The sequence below is a fragment of the Streptomyces sp. genome (genome assembly GCF_019510245.1).
In the GTDB taxonomy this organism is placed as follows: Bacteria; Actinomycetota; Actinomycetes; order Streptomycetales; family Streptomycetaceae; genus Streptomyces.
Genome location: NZ_JAEKKT010000123.1, coordinates 21007 through 38153 on the forward strand (window position 1 = coordinate 21007; position 17147 = coordinate 38153).

16 protein-coding genes are annotated in these 17147 nt (G+C 72.1%); 13 read left to right on the forward strand and 3 right to left on the reverse strand.

The annotated features are described in order from the left end of the window. The first annotated feature begins 401 nt into the window (after positions 1-401). The 4 genes from fmt (at position 402) to JF597_RS12535 (ending at position 4872) form a co-directional block, all read left to right on the forward strand. Positions 402-1334 carry a methionyl-tRNA formyltransferase gene (gene fmt / locus JF597_RS12520; protein WP_293993226.1) on the forward strand — a complete coding sequence of 311 codons (933 nt, stop codon included), beginning with the start codon at positions 402-404 and terminating at the stop codon, positions 1332-1334. An 83-nt stretch (positions 1335-1417) separates the two neighbouring features. Next, on the forward strand, positions 1418-2845 hold the full coding sequence (locus JF597_RS12525) for a transcription antitermination factor NusB (protein WP_293993228.1): 1428 nt from the start codon (positions 1418-1420) through the stop codon (positions 2843-2845). Between the two features lie 218 nt (positions 2846-3063). Next, positions 3064-3750 carry a ribulose-phosphate 3-epimerase gene (gene rpe, locus JF597_RS12530; protein ID WP_293993230.1) on the forward strand — a complete coding sequence of 229 codons (687 nt, stop codon included), beginning with the start codon at positions 3064-3066 and terminating at the stop codon, positions 3748-3750. A 78-nt stretch (positions 3751-3828) separates the two neighbouring features. Further along, positions 3829-4872, forward strand: a complete 1044-nt coding sequence (locus JF597_RS12535; protein WP_293993231.1) for a sugar-binding transcriptional regulator — start codon at positions 3829-3831, stop codon at positions 4870-4872. Positions 4873-4941: 69 nt separating this feature from the next. Here the strand turns inward: JF597_RS12535 and JF597_RS12540 are convergent, their stop codons facing one another. Together JF597_RS12540 and JF597_RS12545 are read right to left on the reverse strand one after the other, a co-directional pair. Next, positions 4942-5529, reverse strand: a complete 588-nt coding sequence (locus tag JF597_RS12540; RefSeq protein WP_293993232.1) for a TetR/AcrR family transcriptional regulator — start codon at positions 5527-5529, stop codon at positions 4942-4944. Between the two features lie 70 nt (positions 5530-5599). Continuing rightward, positions 5600-6901 (reverse strand): MFS transporter, encoded by a 1302-nt coding sequence (locus JF597_RS12545; protein ID WP_293993234.1) that lies wholly within the window; start codon positions 6899-6901, stop codon positions 5600-5602. Between the two features lie 247 nt (positions 6902-7148). Here JF597_RS12545 and JF597_RS12550 point away from each other — a divergent pair, with 247 nt between their 5' ends. The 4 genes from JF597_RS12550 to JF597_RS12565 all read left to right on the forward strand — a co-directional run bounded on the left by JF597_RS12550 (position 7149) and on the right by JF597_RS12565 (position 10622). Then, positions 7149-8153 carry a Dyp-type peroxidase gene (locus tag JF597_RS12550; RefSeq protein WP_293993235.1) on the forward strand — a complete coding sequence of 335 codons (1005 nt, stop codon included), beginning with the start codon at positions 7149-7151 and terminating at the stop codon, positions 8151-8153. A gap of 1 nt (position 8154) precedes the next feature. Next, the gene (locus JF597_RS12555; RefSeq protein WP_293993237.1) at positions 8155-8466 is read left to right on the forward strand and encodes a barstar family protein; all 312 of its coding nucleotides are present in this window, start codon (positions 8155-8157) and stop codon (positions 8464-8466) included. A gap of 161 nt (positions 8467-8627) precedes the next feature. Next, complete coding sequence (locus JF597_RS12560) at positions 8628-10070, forward strand: GuaB1 family IMP dehydrogenase-related protein (RefSeq protein ID WP_293993238.1); 1443 nt, start codon at positions 8628-8630, stop codon at positions 10068-10070. Between the two features lie 99 nt (positions 10071-10169). After that, a complete protein-coding gene (locus JF597_RS12565; protein ID WP_046726552.1) occupies positions 10170-10622 on the forward strand; it encodes an Lrp/AsnC family transcriptional regulator in 453 nt (150 codons plus the stop codon). Between the two features lie 177 nt (positions 10623-10799). On the opposite strand, the gene JF597_RS12570 is transcribed toward JF597_RS12565, so the two are convergent. Next, positions 10800-11453: a GntR family transcriptional regulator gene (locus tag JF597_RS12570; protein WP_293993241.1), complete on the reverse strand. Its 654-nt coding sequence runs from the start codon at positions 11451-11453 to the stop codon at positions 10800-10802. Positions 11454-11689: 236 nt separating this feature from the next. On the opposite strand from JF597_RS12570, the gene JF597_RS12575 reads away from it, so the two are divergent. The 5 genes from JF597_RS12575 to JF597_RS12595 are packed head-to-tail and all read left to right on the forward strand — an operon-like array spanning position 11690 to position 17117. Next, the gene (locus tag JF597_RS12575; protein WP_293993243.1) at positions 11690-12850 is read left to right on the forward strand and encodes an extracellular solute-binding protein; all 1161 of its coding nucleotides are present in this window, start codon (positions 11690-11692) and stop codon (positions 12848-12850) included. Continuing rightward, a complete protein-coding gene (locus tag JF597_RS12580) occupies positions 12847-13746 on the forward strand; it encodes an ABC transporter permease subunit (RefSeq protein ID WP_293993245.1) in 900 nt (299 codons plus the stop codon). Before JF597_RS12575 ends, JF597_RS12580 begins: the two co-directional genes overlap by 4 nt. Continuing rightward, positions 13731-14549: an ABC transporter permease subunit gene (locus JF597_RS12585; protein WP_293993247.1), complete on the forward strand. Its 819-nt coding sequence runs from the start codon at positions 13731-13733 to the stop codon at positions 14547-14549. Before JF597_RS12580 ends, JF597_RS12585 begins: the two co-directional genes overlap by 16 nt. Before the next feature lie 8 nt (positions 14550-14557). Further along, complete coding sequence (locus JF597_RS12590) at positions 14558-15622, forward strand: ABC transporter ATP-binding protein (RefSeq protein ID WP_293993249.1); 1065 nt, start codon at positions 14558-14560, stop codon at positions 15620-15622. Between the two features lie 43 nt (positions 15623-15665). Continuing rightward, entirely contained in the window at positions 15666-17117 is a 1452-nt protein-coding gene (locus JF597_RS12595) for an HAD-IA family hydrolase (RefSeq protein ID WP_293993251.1), read from the forward strand. Positions 17118-17147: the final 30 nt, after the last annotated feature.

Genomic DNA, 17147 nt, shown 5'->3' on the forward strand with positions numbered 1-17147 from the left:
GTGCTCTCCCACCCGCGCACCGCCCTTTCCGGTCGTCGGAGAAGCCGAGCGACCTGTGGGGGGTGTCTGCCGTTGGCGGCTTGTGGGTTCGTGGGTCGTCGTTCGTTGGCCGACCGCGTGCCGCGCGTTCCGGTTGGTGGGGAGGTGGGGCGGCCGGTGGGGTGTTCGCCGTCGGCGGCTTGTGGGTTCGTGGGCTGTTGCTCGTTGACCGCCTGTGTGCCGCGCGTTCCGGTCGATGGGGAGGCTGGGCGGCCTGGGGAGCCGTGGGCGGCTTGGGGCAGGCGGCCGTTGGCTCTGTGTGTTCGCCGTGCGGTTCGTGGGCTGTGGGCTGCGGTTGGTTGTTGCGGCATAGACTTGCTTGTTGCCCGTGTTGATGCCGTTCGAGAGGGTCTCAGTCGCCCATGAAGCTTGTCTTCGCCGGTACCCCCGAAGTCGCCGTTCCTGCTCTGGACGCTCTCATCTCCTCCGGACGGCACGAGGTGGCCGCCGTGGTCACGCGGCCCGATGCGCCGGCCGGGCGCGGACGCAGGCTGGTCGCTTCGCCGGTGGCCGAGCGGGCGATGGAGGCCGGGATCGAGGTGCTGAGGCCGCTCAAGCCGCGCGAGCCGGAGTTCCTGGAGCGGCTTGCGGAGATCGGGCCGGACTGCTGTCCGGTGGTGGCCTACGGCGCGCTGCTGCCCCGGGTCGCGCTCGACGTGCCCGCCCAGGGGTGGGTCAACCTGCACTTCTCGCTGCTTCCCGCCTGGCGCGGGGCGGCTCCGGTGCAGCACTCCATCATGGCGGGCGACGAGATCACGGGCGCCTCCACCTTCCTCATCGAGGAGGGGCTGGACTCGGGGCCCGTCTACGGGACCGTCACCGAGGAGATCCGGCCCACCGACACCAGCGGTGACCTGCTGACCCGGCTCGCCTTCGCCGGTGCCGGGCTGCTCGTCGCGACCATGGACGGTATCGAGGACGGCACGCTCAAGGCCGTACCGCAGCCGGGGGAGGGCATCACCCTCGCGCCGAAGATCACCGTCGAGGACGCGAAGGTGGAGTGGGTGGCGCCGGCGCTGAGGGTCGACCGGGTGGTGCGAGGGTGCACCCCGGCCCCGGGTGCCTGGACCACCTTCCGTGGTGAGCGGCTCAAGCTCATCCAGGTCACGCCGGTGCCCGAGCGGACCGATCTCAACCCCGCCGAGATCGCCGTCGGGAAGAACAGCGTGCACGTGGGGACCGGGTCGTACGCCGTCGAACTGCTCTGGGTACAGGCCCAGGGCAAGAAGCCGATGCGGGCCGCCGACTGGGCGCGTGGCGTGCGCATCGGCGCCGGGGAGACCCTCGGCGCCTGAGCCCCTTTCCCCACCAGCGGCTTTCCGGCGTACGCGGCGTACGCTGGGAGTCGCCTCATTCCCATACCCGGAGCACCTTTTTCGTGAGCGAGCAGTCCCGGCGGCCGCGCAGGCCCGCCAAGCCCTACCGCCGTCCCCAGAAGGACCCCGTCCGCATCCTCGCCTTCGAGGCGCTGCGCGCCGTGGACGAGCGGGACGCGTACGCCAACCTCGTGCTGCCGCCGCTGCTGCGCAAGGCCCGGGAGAAGGAGGGACCCGAAAAGTTCGACGGGCGGGACGCGGCACTCGCGACCGAGCTGGTGTACGGGACGCTGCGCCGGCAGGGAACGTACGACGCGATCATCGCCGAGTGCGTCGACCGGCCGCTGCGCGAGGTGGACCCGCCGGTGCTGGACGTGCTCAGTCTGGGGGTGCACCAGCTGCTCGGCACGCGGATCCCCAGCCACGCCGCCGTCTCCGCCTCCGTCGAGCTGGCCCGGGTGGTGCTGGGCGACGGGCGGGCCAAGTTCGTCAATGCCGTGCTCCGCAAGGTCGCGCAGGACGACCTGGACGGTTGGCTCGCGAAGGTCGCGCCGCCCTACGACCAGGACCCCGAGGACCATCTGGCCGTGGTGCACTCGCATCCGCGGTGGGTCGTCTCCGCCCTCTGGGATTCGCTCGGGGGCCCACGCGCGGGGATCGAGGAGCTGCTGGCCGCCGACAACGAGCGGCCCGAGGTGACGCTGGTCGCCCGGCCGGGGCGGGCCACCACCGAGGAACTCCTCGGCGAGGAGGCCGCCGTACCGGGGCGCTGGTCGCCGTATGCCGTGCGGCTCGCCGAGGGCGGGGAGCCGGGTGCCATCACGGCCGTGCAGGAGGGCCGGGCCGGTGTGCAGGACGAGGGCAGCCAGCTGGTCGCCCTCGCGCTCGCCAACGCACCGGTCGAGGGGCCGGACGCGAAGTGGCTGGACGGCTGTGCCGGGCCCGGCGGCAAGGCCGCGCTGCTCGCCGCGCTCGCCGCCGAGCGGGGGGCCCTGCTGCTCGCCTCCGAGAAGCAGCCGCACCGGGCCGGGCTGGTCGAGCAGGCGCTGCACGGTAACCCGGGGCCGTACCAGGTCATCGCCGCCGACGGCACCCGGCCGCCGTGGCGCGCCGGCACCTTCGACCGGGTCCTGATGGACGTCCCCTGCACAGGCCTGGGCGCGCTGCGCCGCCGCCCGGAGGCACGGTGGCGGCGCCGCCCCGAGGACCTCGACAACTTCGGCCCCCTGCAGCGGTCCCTGCTGCGCACCGCCATCGACTCCGTACGGGTGGGCGGCGTCGTCGGCTACGCCACCTGCTCCCCGCACCTCGCGGAGACGCGAGCGGTCGTGCAGGACGTTCTCAAGCAGCGTCCGGACACGGAGCTGGTGGACGCGCGTCCGTTGCTGCCGGGACTGCCGGAGCTGGGCGAGGGGCCCGACGTGCAGCTGTGGCCGCATCTGCACGGCACCGACGCGATGTACCTGGCACTGATCCGCCGGACTGGCTGAGATCTGGGGCGGGGACGCTCACCGGCACTTGCAGGGTGCTGCCCGCGGCTATGTGAGAGACGGCTGGACAGCGCGCCCCATAGGTGCGCTGGGGGTACCCCCGGCCGAAGGGGGGAGGAACTGCGCGACCAGCCCCCGCGCACCTGCAGCTCGCAACGGACTGCACCCACCCCCAACCCCACTCGGCCCACCCCGTCAGGGCATGGCACGCTTGGGGCATGGCCGTGCAGATCAACCCCAGCATCCTGTCCGCCGACTTCGCCCGCCTCGCGGACGAGGCGAAGGCGGTCGAAGGCGCCGACTGGCTCCACGTCGACGTCATGGACAACCACTTCGTCCCGAACCTCACGCTCGGTGTGCCGGTCGTAGAGTCCCTGGCCCGTGCTACGGACACCCCGCTGGACTGCCACCTGATGATCGAGGCCCCCGATAGGTGGGCGCCGCAGTACGTCGAAGCGGGGGCCTCCTCCGTCACCTTCCACGTGGAGGCGGCGGCCGCCCCGGTGCGGCTCGCGCGGGAGATCCGGGCCAAGGGCGCCCGCGCGTCCATGGCGCTCAAGCCCGCGACGCCCATCGAGCCGTACGAGGACCTGCTCCCCGAGCTGGACATGCTGCTGGTCATGACGGTGGAGCCGGGCTTCGGCGGCCAGGCGTTCCTCGACATCATGTTGCCGAAGATCCGCCGCACCCGGGAGTTGATCAGCAAGCACGGACTGGAGCTGTGGCTCCAGGTCGACGGTGGAGTTTCCGCGTCGACGATCGAGCGGTGCGCGGACGCCGGAGCCGACGTTTTTGTGGCAGGTTCCGCGGTGTACGGGGCAAACGACCCGGCAGAGGCGGTACGTGCACTACGCACCCAGGCGGCGGCGGCCACCGCCCAGGCGTCGTGGGCGTGCGACCACTGAGGTACGGGAACGTGAACGGCTCCGATCAGGGCTGATCAAGTGCGCCGGATCTGCAAGGATGAACGGCGTATCCAGAGTGTGAACAGCAGTGAGGAGATGGCCGTGTCGGGTATGTCGGCGGGCCGGTCAGCCATGCGGATGGGACCCGCAGAGCTGGTGCAGGCGGCGGCCATGGCCCGCCGCTTCTACCTCGAAGGCAAGTCCAAGATCCAGATCGCCGAGGAGTTCGGCGTCAGCCGCTTCAAGGTGGCCCGGGTACTGGAGACTGCCCTCGAAAGGGATCTCGTGCGCATCGAGATCCGCGTACCGGCCGAGCTGGACGCCGAGCGCTCGGACGCGCTCCGCGCCCGGTACGGCCTGCGGCATGCCGTCGTGGTCGAGTCCCCGGCCGAGGCGGAGGAGACCCCCGACCCCGAGAACCTCGGCGAGGTCGCCGCGGACCTGCTCGGCGAGCTCGTCAACGAGGGAGACGTGCTCGGCCTCGCCTGGGGCCGGTCCACCATCCACATGGCGGCGGCGCTGGACCGGCTGCCGCCGTGCACGGTGGTGCAGCTGACGGGCGTGTACGACGCCGGGACCTCCGAGCGGGGCTCGGTGGAGGCGGTGCGGCGGGCCGCCCAGGTGTCGGGCGGTGACGCCCACCCCATCTACGCGCCGATGCTGCTGCCGGACGCGGCCACCGCGGCCGCGCTGCGCAACCAGACCGGGATCGCCCGGGCCTTCGAGTACTTCGACAAGGTCACGGTCGCCTGCGTCTCCATCGGTTCCTGGGAGCCCGGTATCTCGACGGTGCACGACATGCTCAGCGACGAGGAGCGCGCGCACTACGCGACGCTGGGCGTCGCCGCCGAGATGGCCGCGCACCTCTTCGACGCCGAGGGCCGCCGGGTCGGACGCGACCTGGGGGAGCGGTGCATCACGGTCAAGGCGGACCAGTTGCGCCGGATCCCGGAGGTCGTCGCGATCGCGGGCGGTCAGCGCAAGGCGGCCGCGATCGACGCGGTCCTGCGGTCGGGGCTGGTCACCAGCCTGGTCACCGACACCTCGGCCGCCGACTACCTGATGACGGCGGGCAGCACCCCCAAGCCCGCGCTGAACCGCGCCGATCCGGACGGTCTCTGACCGGGATCACGACCGCGCCGCGGCAGCGCGGGTGACAACGCTGCCGCGGCGTTTCCGCCTGTCAGGTCCTCAGGACGGCTTCGGCAGTGCCGCGTCGATCAGCACGCCGGCCGCCTCCCGGGCGGCCGAGCCCGCCGACGGGTCGCGGTCCATCCGTGCGGACACTCCGCCCCCGTCGTACAGCAGGTGGAGCTGATGGGCGAGCGCCTCGGGGTCCGGGGCGCCGGCGTCCCGGGCGAGCCGGGTGAACAGCGCGCGGATCCAGGCACGGGCGGTGTCGGAGGCCTCCTCGATGGCGCTGCCGTGCTTGGCCTCCGCGCTCGCCGCCACGAAGGCACAGCCGTGGTAGTTCTGCTGGGCGAGCAGGTCGGCCTGTGCGTCGAAGACCGCCAGCAGCCGGTCGCGCGGGGTGCCGGCGGCGTCGACAGCGCGCAGCAGCCGCTCGCTCAGCCTGGTGTGCCGGGCGTCGAGGTAGGCGCGGACGAGCTGCTCCTTGCCGCCGAAGGTGTTGTACAGCGAGGCCTTGGCAACCCCGGCGCGCTCGATGATCCGGTCGATCCCGACCGTCTGCACGCCCTCCGCGTAGAACAGCTCGTTCGCGGCCGAGAGCAGCCGCTCCCGGGCCGTGGGAGCCTGGGCACCCAACGTCTTCGCCATGCCACTCACCTTCTCGCCTCTTCGATTCTACGGTTGACCAGACCGGTCTACTCAGTGGTCGGGACGTCGGTCACCGGGACGCGTCCGCGTGCTCGGTGTGGACGGCCGGGGTGCGCCCGGAGGCCACCAGCACACCCGGCGCGCTCTGCGGCTTGCCGCGCAGCAGCAGGGCGGCCAGGGCCAGCAGCGCCAGGGCGATGACCACCGCGCCGTACTCCTCGGAGGTCGGGACCAGCCCGCCGCCGTGCACCACCAGCACCCCGGCGAGCACGGAGGGGACCCCCATGCCGAGGTAGGAGACGACGAAGAGCAGGGACAGCACGCCCGAGCTCTCGTGCGGCCTGGTCAGCGGCATGACGGTGCGTATACCGCCCTGGAAGCCGCTGCCGAACCCGAGGCCGGCCACCGCCGTCCCGGCGAAGAACAGCGCAGGGACGCCCCGGTCGACGGCCACCAGCGTGAGCGCCACCCCGGCGACGAGCGCCGCGATGCCCGTGTACATCACGGTGGTCGCCGAGGCCTTGCGCAGGGCGAGGACCGAGCTCGCCGCCACGAACGCCAGGACGAAGAGGCCGAGGCCGCCCCAGACGGCGGAGGTGGAGCCGACCAGGGTGCGGACCAGGGCCGGGCCGAGGGAGCCGTAGAACCCGGCCAGTGCCCAGACGGCGAACATCACGGGGGCCGTCGCCAGGACGGCACCGCGGACGGTCCGGGGGAGCCTGATCTCGGGCACGAGGCTGGCCAGTGCGCCGCGCTCGCGGGTGACGGTCTCGTCGATCAGGGCGACGGCGACGGCCTGGAAGGCGAAGACGGCGAGCAGGCCGAGGTAGATCGTGTGGGTCGGGGCGGGGAGGTACTGCACGACGAATCCGCTGGCCAGGGCGCCTGTCGCGGTGCCCAGGCCGGGCACGAAGGCGTTCGCGAGCGTGCCCCGGGAGCGGTTGATGTCCATCATCCCGGCACCGATCGCACCGAGCGCGGCGCCGGTGGACAGACCCTGCACCACGCGGGCGACGAGCAGTTCGCCGACGCCGCCGGCTGTGGAGAACAGCAGCATCGCGGCGGCCTGGGCGGCGATCGCGGTGATCAGGACCGGGCGTCGGCCGACGTGGTCGGACAGCTTGCCGAGGACCAGCAGGCCGGAGAGGACGGCGATCGCGTAGACGCCGAAGACGACCGTGGTGGTGATCGGAGTGAAGCCCCATTCGGCCTGGTAGGTCGCGTAGAGCGGGGTGGGCGCGCTGGAGGCGGCGAGGAAGGAGACGACGACGGAGGCGAGCACGTAGAACGCCGCACGCGGCGGGATGGGCTTGCGCGCTGCTGTCACGCGCCCGGTGTGCGCGGTTCGCTCGTGCGGTGCGAGGTGGTTCATCGGAGATCCTTCGCGGGGACGGGCCGAAGAGCGTCGGTGTCGGAAACTCATGTTGAGTAGACCGGTCTGTCTATCTGGGCAGGTCAACCACATAGACAGATCTGTCTATTCCCGCGGGTGAAAGATTCTTGGATTCCCGGCGCCTGGCGCCGGGCGGGGAAAAGGTGGAGCGTCTTCGCCGACTGGACTCCGTCAACCCCGAGTATGTGTACGACAGGCCGTGTGGCGATCGCATCAGGAGGACGCGTTGACCACTGAACCCCAGTCCGTGCCGGGAGCCGAACCGCAGCCGGTGCTCCGTCCGTTGACCACCGCCGCGATCTTCCTCGTGCTCACCGTCCGCCCCGGCGGCGAGGAGACGGTACGGGAGGTGCTGGGCGATATCCGCGCGCTGGAGCGCAGCTTCGGGTTCGGGGCGCCGGACGCCGCGCTGAGCTGTGTGGCGGGGGTCGGCTCGGCCGCCTGGGACCGCCTGTTCGACCATCCCCGCCCGGCGGACCTGCACCCCTTCCGGCCCCTGGAAGGACCCCGGCACACCGCGGTCGCCACCCCCGGCGACCTTCTCCTGCACATCCGGGCCACCCGGTTCGACCTGTGCTTCGGGCTCGCCGCCGAGATCATGCACCGGCTGCGCGACGCGGTGACCGTCGAGGACGAGGTGCAGGGGTTCAAGTACCTGGACGCGCGCGACCTGCTGGGCTTCGTCGACGGCACCGAGAACCCGGTCGGCGCCGCCGCCCGCAGGGCCGTCCTGATCGGCGCGGAGGACCCCGGCCATGCCGGCGGCAGCTACGTGGTCGTCCAGAAGTACCTCCACGACCTCGACGCCTGGAACGCGCTGCCCGTCGAGACGCAGGAGCGGATCATCGGCCGTACGAAGGCCACCAACCTCGAACTGGACGAGCCGGCCTCCCACGTCGACCTGAACACGATCACCGGACCGGACGGCGAGGAACGGCAGATCCTGCGGGACAACATGCCCTTCGGCAGCCCCGGCGGCGGCGAGTTCGGCACCTACTTCATCGGGTACGCCCGGACGCCGGACGTCGTCGAGCAGATGCTGCGCAACATGTTCCTCGGCACCGAGGACGCCGCCCACGACCGGATCCTCGACTTCTCCACCGCGGTCACCGGCACCCTCTTCTTCGTGCCGTCCGACGGCTTCCTCGACGACCTGCCGGCGCTCCCCGGAGCCGGCGAGACAGAGTCGGTCGAACAGGCCGGCCCCGCAACCTCACCCGGGCGCCGCTGAGATGACGACGAGTCCGCACCTGGTCACGCTCGACCTCGACGGGGTCGCCGACAAGGCCGGCCTCATGGACCGGATCGCCTCCGCGCTGGACCTGCCCGGCTGGTTCGGCCGCAACTGGGACGCCCTCACCGACAGCCTCCGCGACCCCTCGGTGTGGCCGCCGGAGGCCGTCGGCCGCGGGCTCCTGATCGTCGTCACCGGCTGGCGGGGATACGCGCGGACCAGACCGGACGAGTGGGAGACCGCCCGGCGGGTGTTCACCGACGCGTCCGCCGACGAACCCGCGCTGACCGTCGCCCTGGCCCTCCAGTGACCTCGCTGCAGCCCCTGTAGGTTCGTCCGAATGGGCCCTGACCTGCCTGGACGTTCGTCCCGGGCATGACGCGCCGGTCGGCATGGGAGAATGAAGTACGTGCTTTTCCCTCTGGCCGGCCGGTCCGGGGGTCACCTCTGATCGACTGGGATGTGCGGCACGTGCGTTTCCTCAATGACATCCAGCCCGCGTACGACCTGACGTACGACGACGTCTTCATGGTCCCGAGCCGCTCCGCGGTCGGCTCGCGTCAGGGCGTGGACCTCGGCTCGCCGGACGGCACGGGCACCACCATCCCGCTGGTCGTCGCCAACATGACCGCGATCGCGGGCCGGCGGATGGCCGAGACGGTGGCCCGGCGGGGCGGACTCGTCGTGATCCCGCAGGACATCCCGATCGACGTGGTCACCGAGGTCATCACCTGGGTCAAGAGCCGCCACCTGGTCCTGGACACCCCGATCGTGCTGGCCCCGCACCAGACCGTCGCCGACGCGCTCGCCCTGCTGCCGAAGCGCGCGCACAACGCCGGTGTCGTCGTCGACGAGGACGGCCGCCCCGTCGGCGTCGTCACCGACCGGGACCTCACCGGCGTCGACCGGTTCACCCAGCTCGCCGAGGTCATGTCCCGCGACCTGCTGCTCCTCGACGCGGACATCGACCCCCGCGAGGCCTTCAACAGGCTGGACGGCGCCAACCGCCGCTACGCCCCGGCGGTCGACCGGGACGGCAAGCTGGCCGGCATCCTCACCCGCAAGGGCGCCCTGCGCGCCACCCTGTACACCCCGGCGACCGACGCGCACGGCAGGCTGCGCATCGCCGCCGCGGTCGGGATCAACGGGGACTTCGCGGACAAGGCCAAGCAGCTGCTCGACGCGGGCGTCGACACGCTCGTCATCGACACCGCGCACGGCCACCAGGAGTCGATGATCAACGCGATCAGGCTGGTCCGCGGCCTCGACCCGCAGGTCCCGATCGCGGCCGGCAACATCGTCTCCGCGGAGGGGGTCAAGGACCTCGTCGACGCGGGTGCGGACATCATCAAGGTCGGTGTGGGCCCCGGCGCCATGTGCACCACCCGCATGATGACCGGCGTCGGCCGGCCGCAGTTCTCGGCGGTCCTGGAGTGCGCCGCCGAGGCGCGGAAGTACGGCAAGCACGTGTGGGCCGACGGCGGTGTCCGGCACCCCCGTGACGTCGCCATGGCGCTGGCCGCCGGGGCGTCCAACGTGATGGTCGGCTCCTGGTTCGCGGGCACCTACGAGTCCCCGGGCGACCTCCAGCAGGCCGCCGACGGGCGGCTGTACAAGGAGTCGTTCGGCATGGCCTCGGCGCGGGCGGTGCGCAACCGCACGTCGGAGGAGTCGGCCTACGACCGGGCGCGCAAGGCGCTCTTCGAGGAGGGCATCTCCACGTCCCGGATGTTCCTCGACCCGGCCCGGCCGGGGGTGGAGGACCTGATCGACTCGATCGTCGCGGGTGTGCGGTCCTCGTGCACGTATGCCGGTGCCGGGTCGCTGGAGGAGTTCGCCGAGAAGGCGATCGTCGGGATCCAGAGTGCGGCCGGGTACGCGGAGGGGAAGCCGCTGCACGCGAGCTGGAGTTAGGCCGCTGACGGGACGCGTTGCAGGCGTCGGCTCGTGTTCTACTTCGTCATACGGCTGCCGCCGGTCCCGTCCTGCACCACCTGAGAGCTGAACGACCCCTTGCTGAACGATCTCGACGAACGCATCGTGCACGCCCTTGCCGAGGACGCCCGCCGCTCCTACGCGGACATCGGGCAACTGGTCGGCCTGTCCGCGCCCGCCGTCAAACGGCGGGTGGACCGGCTGCGCGCCACCGGAGCGATCACCGGATTCACCGTACGGGTCGACCCGGCGGCCCTCGGCTGGGAGACCGAGGGGTTCGTCGAGATCTACTGCCGGCGCAACACGTCCCCGGAGACCATCCAGCGGGGCCTGGAGCGCTACCAGGAGGTGGTCGCCGCGTCGACGGTCACCGGTGAGGCCGACGCGGTCGTGCAGGTCTTCGCCTCCGACATGCGGCACTTCGAGAGGGTGCTGGAGCGGATCGCGGGGGAGCCGTTCGTGGAGCGCACCAAGTCGGTGCTGGTGCTGTCGCCGTTGCTGCGCCGTTTCTCGTCCGGTGCGCCAGGGTGAGACCGGATCAGAGCTCGGGGCGCACCGTTGTACGCCGGGTGCGCGTGGTTCGTGGCTGGTCGCGCAGTTCCCCGCGCCCCTCGGGGAGCGGCAGGGCCGCCGACCCAAGGGGCGCGGGGAACTGCGCGACCAACCCCCACCGGCCCGCACCCGGCGCACGGCCGCAGCCCCCACCCCCTAGTCCGCGGTCTTCCTCGCCAGTGCGTTGTTCCCGATGGAGTTGTGCACGCTGAAGCTCACCGCATCCGACCGGTAGCGGTCGTCCGACCACTCCACCGGCCGCCCCTCCCGCGTCGTCGTCACCCGCCGCACCCGCAGCAGCGGGCTCGTCCGGCGGATGCCGAGCAGTTCGGCCGACGGGCAGTCGGGCTCTATCGCCTCGACCGCCGGAGAGATCCAGTCCGCGTACACCGTACGTTCCAGCAACACCGGTTCGCCGTCCAGCCCGCGGACCCGCAGCACATGCAACACGGGCGTGCCGAGCGGGAGTTGCAGGCGTACGGCGTCCTCCTGGGTAGCCGGCCGGTACTCCTGGGACACCACGTGTCCCGTCGCCTCGCGGCCCATCGCCTTCGCCCACTGCGCGAAGCTGCGCAGCTCCGCGAAGCTCTGGCTGCGCCGGCTGGCGAGGACCACCCGGCGGGCGCCCTGCCGGGAGCCGATCAGCCCCTCCGCGGTGAGCGCGGCGACCGCCTGGCGGACCGTGCCGCGGGAGACGCCGTACTCCGCGGCGAGATCCGTCTCCGAGGGCAGCCGGCTGCCGACGGTGTACTCCTCGCGGTCGATGGCGCGCCGCAACTCGTCGGCGATCTCCTCGTGTCGCGCCGTCATGCTTCCCCTCTGAGTCGGCGGCTGTGCACAGCGTGATCAGCCTAATCGAACTTCCCAGGTGATTCGTGTCAGCCTGTACCGGGCCTGGATTGTGCAGGGAAACAGGGTCTGGAGTTTCGCCGCCGTTCATGAAGGGGAAACCCACGGCGGGCGTACTGGGGCCAACTTGTTCAGACAAGTTCGCCCGGCGCCGCCCGCAGCGCCACCCACCCTCGTGCGTACTCCCTGGAGAGACCGTGACCGTGTCCCTGCCGAGAACCGCCCTCCTCGGCGGCTCCCTCGCCGCCGTAGCCGCGCTTGCCCTCAGCGCCTGCGGCGCCGCCCCCGACAACGCGTCGTCCACCACCTCCGACGGCAAGAACGCCGCCACCGCCACCTCCGCCGCCGACCTCGGCGGCATGGACAAGCTGGTCGCCGCCGCCAAGAAGGAGGGCACGCTGCACATCATCGCCGTGCCCCGCGACTGGGCGAACTACGGCGCCATCATCGACGGCTTCCAGAAGAAGTACGGCATCAAGATCGAGGACGAGAGCCCCGACGGCTCCAGCCAGGACGAGATCAACGCCGTGACCTCGCGCAAGGGCCAGGACCGGGCGCCGGACGTGCTCGACCTCGGTTCGTCGTTCGCGCTCAGCGCGGCCCAGCAGGGCCTGCTCGCGCCGTACAAGGTGACCTCGTACGACGACATCGCCACCGGTCAGAAGGACCCGCAGGCCCGCTGGTACAACGACTACGGCGGCTACATCTCCATCGGCTGCGACGCGAAGCGGGTCAAGACCTGCCCGACCACCTTCGCCGACCTGCTCAAGCCGCAGTACAAGGGCCAGGTCGCCCTCAACGGCAACCCGACCAAGTCCGGTTCGGCGTTCGGCGGCGTGTACGCGGCCGCGCTCGCCAACAAGGGCTCCTTCGACGACATCCAGCCCGGTCTCGACTTCTTCGCCAAGCTGAAGAAGAACGGCAACTACACGCCCGTCGAGTCCACCCCGGCCACCGTCGAGAAGGGCGAGACGCCCATCTCCATCGACTGGGACTACCTGAACGCCGGTTACGCCGACGAGTTCAAGTCCAAGGGCGTGGACTGGAAGGTGTCCATCCCGAGCGACGGCCAGTACGCCCAGTACTACTCCCAGGCCATCAACAAGGACGCCCCGCACCCGGCGGCCGCCCGCCTGTGGCAGGAGTACCTGTACAGCACCGAGGGCCAGAACCTGTGGCTCAAGGGGTACGCGCGTCCGGTCCTGATGTCCTCGATGGAGAAGGCCGGCACGCTGGACAAGACCGCTGCCGCCAAGCTGCCCGCGGTCACCGGCACGCCCACCTTCCCGACCGAGGCCCAGCAGGACAAGGCCAAGACGGTTCTCTCGACGGGCTGGTCGAAGGCCGTCTCCGGATGACGGCCACGCTCACGCGGGCCGACGTGGCGTCCGCCGCTTCCCAGAAGCGGCGGCGCCGCGCCCCCGGCTGGCTCGCCGTCGTCCCGCTCCTCGCCTTCACGGCCGTCGCCTTCGGGCTGCCCGCCGTCGCCATGCTGAACGGCGCCTTCACGGTCAAGGACCCGGCCGGCGGGGTGAGTTCGTACACCGCGCGGAATCTCAGCGACTCGCTCCAGGGGCCGTACCTCACCGCCCTCGTCGGCAGCGTCAAGCTGTCCGCGCTCTCCGCCCTCATCGCCGCCGTCCTCGGACTGCCGCTCGCGCAGGCGGTCGTCAGCTCGCGCTCCCGGGCGCTGCGCGAGGCCGTGCTCACCGCCTCCGGCGTGCTCGCCAACTTCGGCGGCGTGCCGCTGGCGTTCGCGTTCGTCGCGACCCTCGGCAACGCCGGTGTGCTCACCGTGCACCTGCACCTCACCGACCACGGCTGGGACCTGTACAGCTTCTGGGGGCTCGTCCTGGTCTACCTGTACTTCCTGATCCCGCTGATGGTCCTCACCATCACCCCGGCCCTCGACGGACTGCGCACCCAGTGGCGGGAGGCCGCGCTCAACAACGGCGCCACCGGCCTGCAGTACTGGCGGTTCGTGGCCCTGCCCGTGCTCGCGCCCTCGCTGCTCGGCGGGCTCGTGCTGCTCTTCGGCAGCGCCTTCGCCGCCTACGCCACCGCCGCCGCGATGGTCGGCAGCGCGGTCCCGCTGGTCACCCTCCAGATCGCCGACGCCCTCTCCGGCAACGTCCTGGTCGGCCAGGAGAACGTGGCCCTCGCCCTGAGCCTGGACATGGTGCTGGTGGCGGGCGTGGTGATGGCCGTGTACCTGCCCCTGCAACGACGGAGCGCCCGATGGCTCGACGCCTGACCCCCTGGCGCTGGGCCGTCCTAGGCCTTGCCGCCCTCTACTTCCTGGTCCCGCTGGGCGCCTCCGTCGTCTTCACGGTCGACGTGCCCGGCCAGGGCGTCACCTTCGACGCCTACACCCAGATCCTGTCCGCCGACGGGTTCGGGTCCAGCCTGCTGCTCTCGCTGGAGCTGGCGGTCGCGACCATCGCCGTCGTGCTGCTGCTGATGGTGCCCGCCGTGGTCGCCCTGCGGCTCGGCGCGCCCAGGCTGCGTCCGGTGGTCGAGATCGTCTGCTCGCTGCCCCTGGTGGTGCCGCCGATCGCGTTCGTCGCCGGCATCGTGACCGTGCTCAAGTGGGGCCCCGACCACCTCTCCCGGACCCCGCTGTTCGAGACGTTCGTCGCCGTCCAGAACCCGAGCTTCCCGGTCGTCCTGGTCCTCGCCTACGTCGTGATGGCGCTGCCCTTCGTCTACCGGGCGCTGGACGCCGGGCTGCGCGCGATCGACGTGCGCACCCTCGTCGAGGCCGCCCGCAGCTGCGGTGCCAACTGGCCGCAGGCCCTCGTCCGGGCCGTCCTGCCCAACCTGCGCGGGGCGCTGCTCAACGCGGCCTTCCTCACGCTGGCCCTGGTGCTCGGCGAGTTCACCGTCGCCCGGCTGCTCGGCTTCGAGCCGTTCGCCGTGTGGATCTACGACGTCGGCGGCTCGCAGGCCCAGATGTCCGTCGCCGTCTCCGTGCTCAGTCTCCTGGTGACCTGGGCCCTGCTCCTCGCGCTCGCCGGTGCCGGCGGCCGTGACCGATCCGCTTCCTCCCGGGGATGACACACACCATGACCACCGCCACCCTTGAGAAGGCCGCGACCGTCGAGTTCCGGTCGCTGCGGCGCGAGTTCGGCGCCACCGTCGCCCTCGACGGACTCGACCTGACCGTACAGCCGGGGGAGTTCCTGGCGCTGCTCGGCCCGTCCGGCTGCGGCAAGACCACCGCGCTGCGCATGCTCGCCGGCTTCGAACACCCCGACTCCGGCGCCGTGCTCGTGGACGGCGAGGACGTCACCCACGTCCCGGCCCACCGCCGGGACGCCGGGATGGTCTTCCAGTCGTACAGCCTCTTCCCGCATCTCAACGCCGTCGACAACGTGGCCTTCGGCCTGCGCATGCGCAAGGTGCGCACGAGTGAACGGCGGGCGCGCGCCGCCGAGTTGCTGGAGCTGGTCGGGCTCGGCGACAAGGGGGAGCGGTTCCCCCACCAGCTCTCCGGCGGCCAGCAGCAGCGCATCGCACTGGCCCGCGCCCTCGCCCTGCGGCCCCGGGTGCTCCTCCTCGACGAGCCGCTGTCGGCCCTGGACGCCAAGGTCCGGCTGTCGCTCCGCGAGGAGATCCGCCGCCTCCAGCAGGAACTCGGCATCACCACCCTCTTCGTGACGCACGATCAGGAGGAGGCGCTGTCCGTCGCCGACCGGGTCGCCGTGATGCGCGCCGGGCGGCTCGAACAGTGCGCCGAACCCGCCGAGTTGTACGGCCGCCCGGCCACCGCCTTCGTCGCCGAGTTCGTCGGCACGATGAGCCGGATCCCGGGGACGGTCAAGGACGGCACCGTCGAGGTGCTCGGGCAGCGGCTGCCGGTCGACGGGCAGGCGCCGGGCGCGGGCGAGGCCGACGTGCTCGTGCGGCCCGAGGCGCTCCGGGTGCGCGCGGACGCCGCCGGCACGGCCGTCGTCGTCGCCACCGCCTTCCTCGGCGCGGTCGTCCGGGTCACCGTACGGCTTGCCGACGGCACCGAGGCCAAGGCCGACCTGCCCGCCCACGAGGCCGCCGAACTGGGGGCCGGATCCGCCGTGAGCGTGTCGCTGCCCGAGCGTCCGGTGCTCGTGGCGCCCCGCGTCCAGAAGTGACGCTTCCCGAAGTCCCGCCCCCCACGTGAGGAATGACAACAACGTGACCCCCCACCCACGACTCCCGCTTCAGGCCGTCCTGTTCGACATGGACGGAACGCTCGTCGACACCGAGCGACTGTGGTGGGAGGCGGTGGAACAGGTCGCCGGGCGGCCGCTCACCGAGGCCGACGAGCCGGACGTGCTCGGCCGGCCGGTGGAGCACACCGCCGGCTGGCTCGCCGCCGCCACGGGCCGGCCGGCCGCGGAACTCGCGGCCGGGCTGCACCGGGAGTTCGCGGACCGCGTCCGCACCGGCATCGTGCCCCGCCCCGGCGCCCTCGACCTGCTGGACGCGCTGGCCGCGGCCGGCGTCCCCACCGCCCTGGTCACCGCATCCCCGCGCGCGGTCGCCGACCTCGTGCTCGACGCCCTCGGCGCCGGCCGGTTCGCCGCCTCCGTCACCGCCGACGACACCGGGCGCACCAAGCCCGCCCCCGACCCGTACCTGGCCGCCTGCCGGGCGCTCGGCGTCGACCCGGCCGCCTGCGTGGCCGTCGAGGACACCGAGACCGGGGTCGCCTCCGCCGAGGCGGCCGGATGCGCCGTGCTGGCCGTCCCCTCGCTCGCGCCGATCGCCGGTGCGCCCGGCCGGACCGTCCGTGACACGCTGGTCGGGGTCACCCCGAGGGAGCTGAGCGAGATGGCCCTACCGGAACTCCGCGTGATGTCCTGGAACCTCTGGCTCGGCGGCAGCCGGATCGACGACCACCGGGCCAAGCAGCTCAAGGCGATCATGGACGCGGGCGCGGACGTCGTCGGCCTCCAGGAGACCGCCGGGTCCAGCGCGCGCGAACTCGCCGAGGCCCTCGGCTGGCACCACCACACCGCGGGCGAGAACCTCGGGATCATCAGCCGCTTCCCGGTCACCGCCCGCCTCGGCGACCCGGACGTCGGCTTCTACGGCGCCGCCGGGGTGCGGATCGCCGTCCGCCCCGGCCGCGAGGTCGAGATCTGGACCGCGCACCTGCACTACACGCCCTATGGCCCCTACGAGTTCCACTTCGACGGGCTCGGCGCCGACCGGCTGGTCGCCCACGAGGAGGTGCGGCTCGGGCAGATGCGCGAGACCCTGCGCCGGATCGGGGACACGGACGTACCGGTGGTGCTCGTCGGGGACTTCAACTGCCCGTCGCACCTGGACTGGCCGGCGGTCGAGTGGCCGGTGACCAAGGCCGCGGAGGAGGCCGGGTTCCGCGACTCCTACCGCGAGGCGCACCCGGACCCGGCCGCGGCGCCCGGCCACACCTGGTCGCCGATCCACCCCGTCCACGAGGACGGCAGCGGGCGGCCCGAACCCCAGGACCGGATCGACTACGTGCTGCACAGGGGGCTGCGCGTGCTCGACTCCCGGACCTGGGTCACCGGCACTCCGGCGCCCTGGCCCGAGGTGGCGGGCAACGACTGGCCCTCCGACCACGCGGCCGTCGTCACCGCGTTCGCCGTCGAGCCCTAGCCGGGGTTACCCGGGGCAACCATTGCGGTC

Bases quoted from the DNA above. Each gene is read 5' to 3' on its own strand.
- fmt (WP_293993226.1), top strand. From the start codon at position 402: ATGAAGCTTGTCTTCGCCGGTACCCCCGAAGTCGCCGTTCCTGCTCTG.
- rpe (WP_293993230.1), top strand. From the start codon at position 3,064: ATGGCCGTGCAGATCAACCCCAGCATCCTGTCCGCCGACTTCGCCCGC.
- JF597_RS12540 (WP_293993232.1), bottom strand. From the start codon at position 5,529: ATGGCGAAGACGTTGGGTGCCCAGGCTCCCACGGCCCGGGAGCGGCTG.
- JF597_RS12545 (WP_293993234.1), bottom strand. From the start codon at position 6,901: ATGAACCACCTCGCACCGCACGAGCGAACCGCGCACACCGGGCGCGTG.
- JF597_RS12555 (WP_293993237.1), top strand. From the start codon at position 8,155: ATGACGACGAGTCCGCACCTGGTCACGCTCGACCTCGACGGGGTCGCC.
- JF597_RS12570 (WP_293993241.1), bottom strand. From the start codon at position 11,453: ATGACGGCGCGACACGAGGAGATCGCCGACGAGTTGCGGCGCGCCATC.
- JF597_RS12580 (WP_293993245.1), top strand. From the start codon at position 12,847: ATGACGGCCACGCTCACGCGGGCCGACGTGGCGTCCGCCGCTTCCCAG.
- JF597_RS12585 (WP_293993247.1), top strand. From the start codon at position 13,731: ATGGCTCGACGCCTGACCCCCTGGCGCTGGGCCGTCCTAGGCCTTGCC.
- JF597_RS12590 (WP_293993249.1), top strand. From the start codon at position 14,558: ATGACCACCGCCACCCTTGAGAAGGCCGCGACCGTCGAGTTCCGGTCG.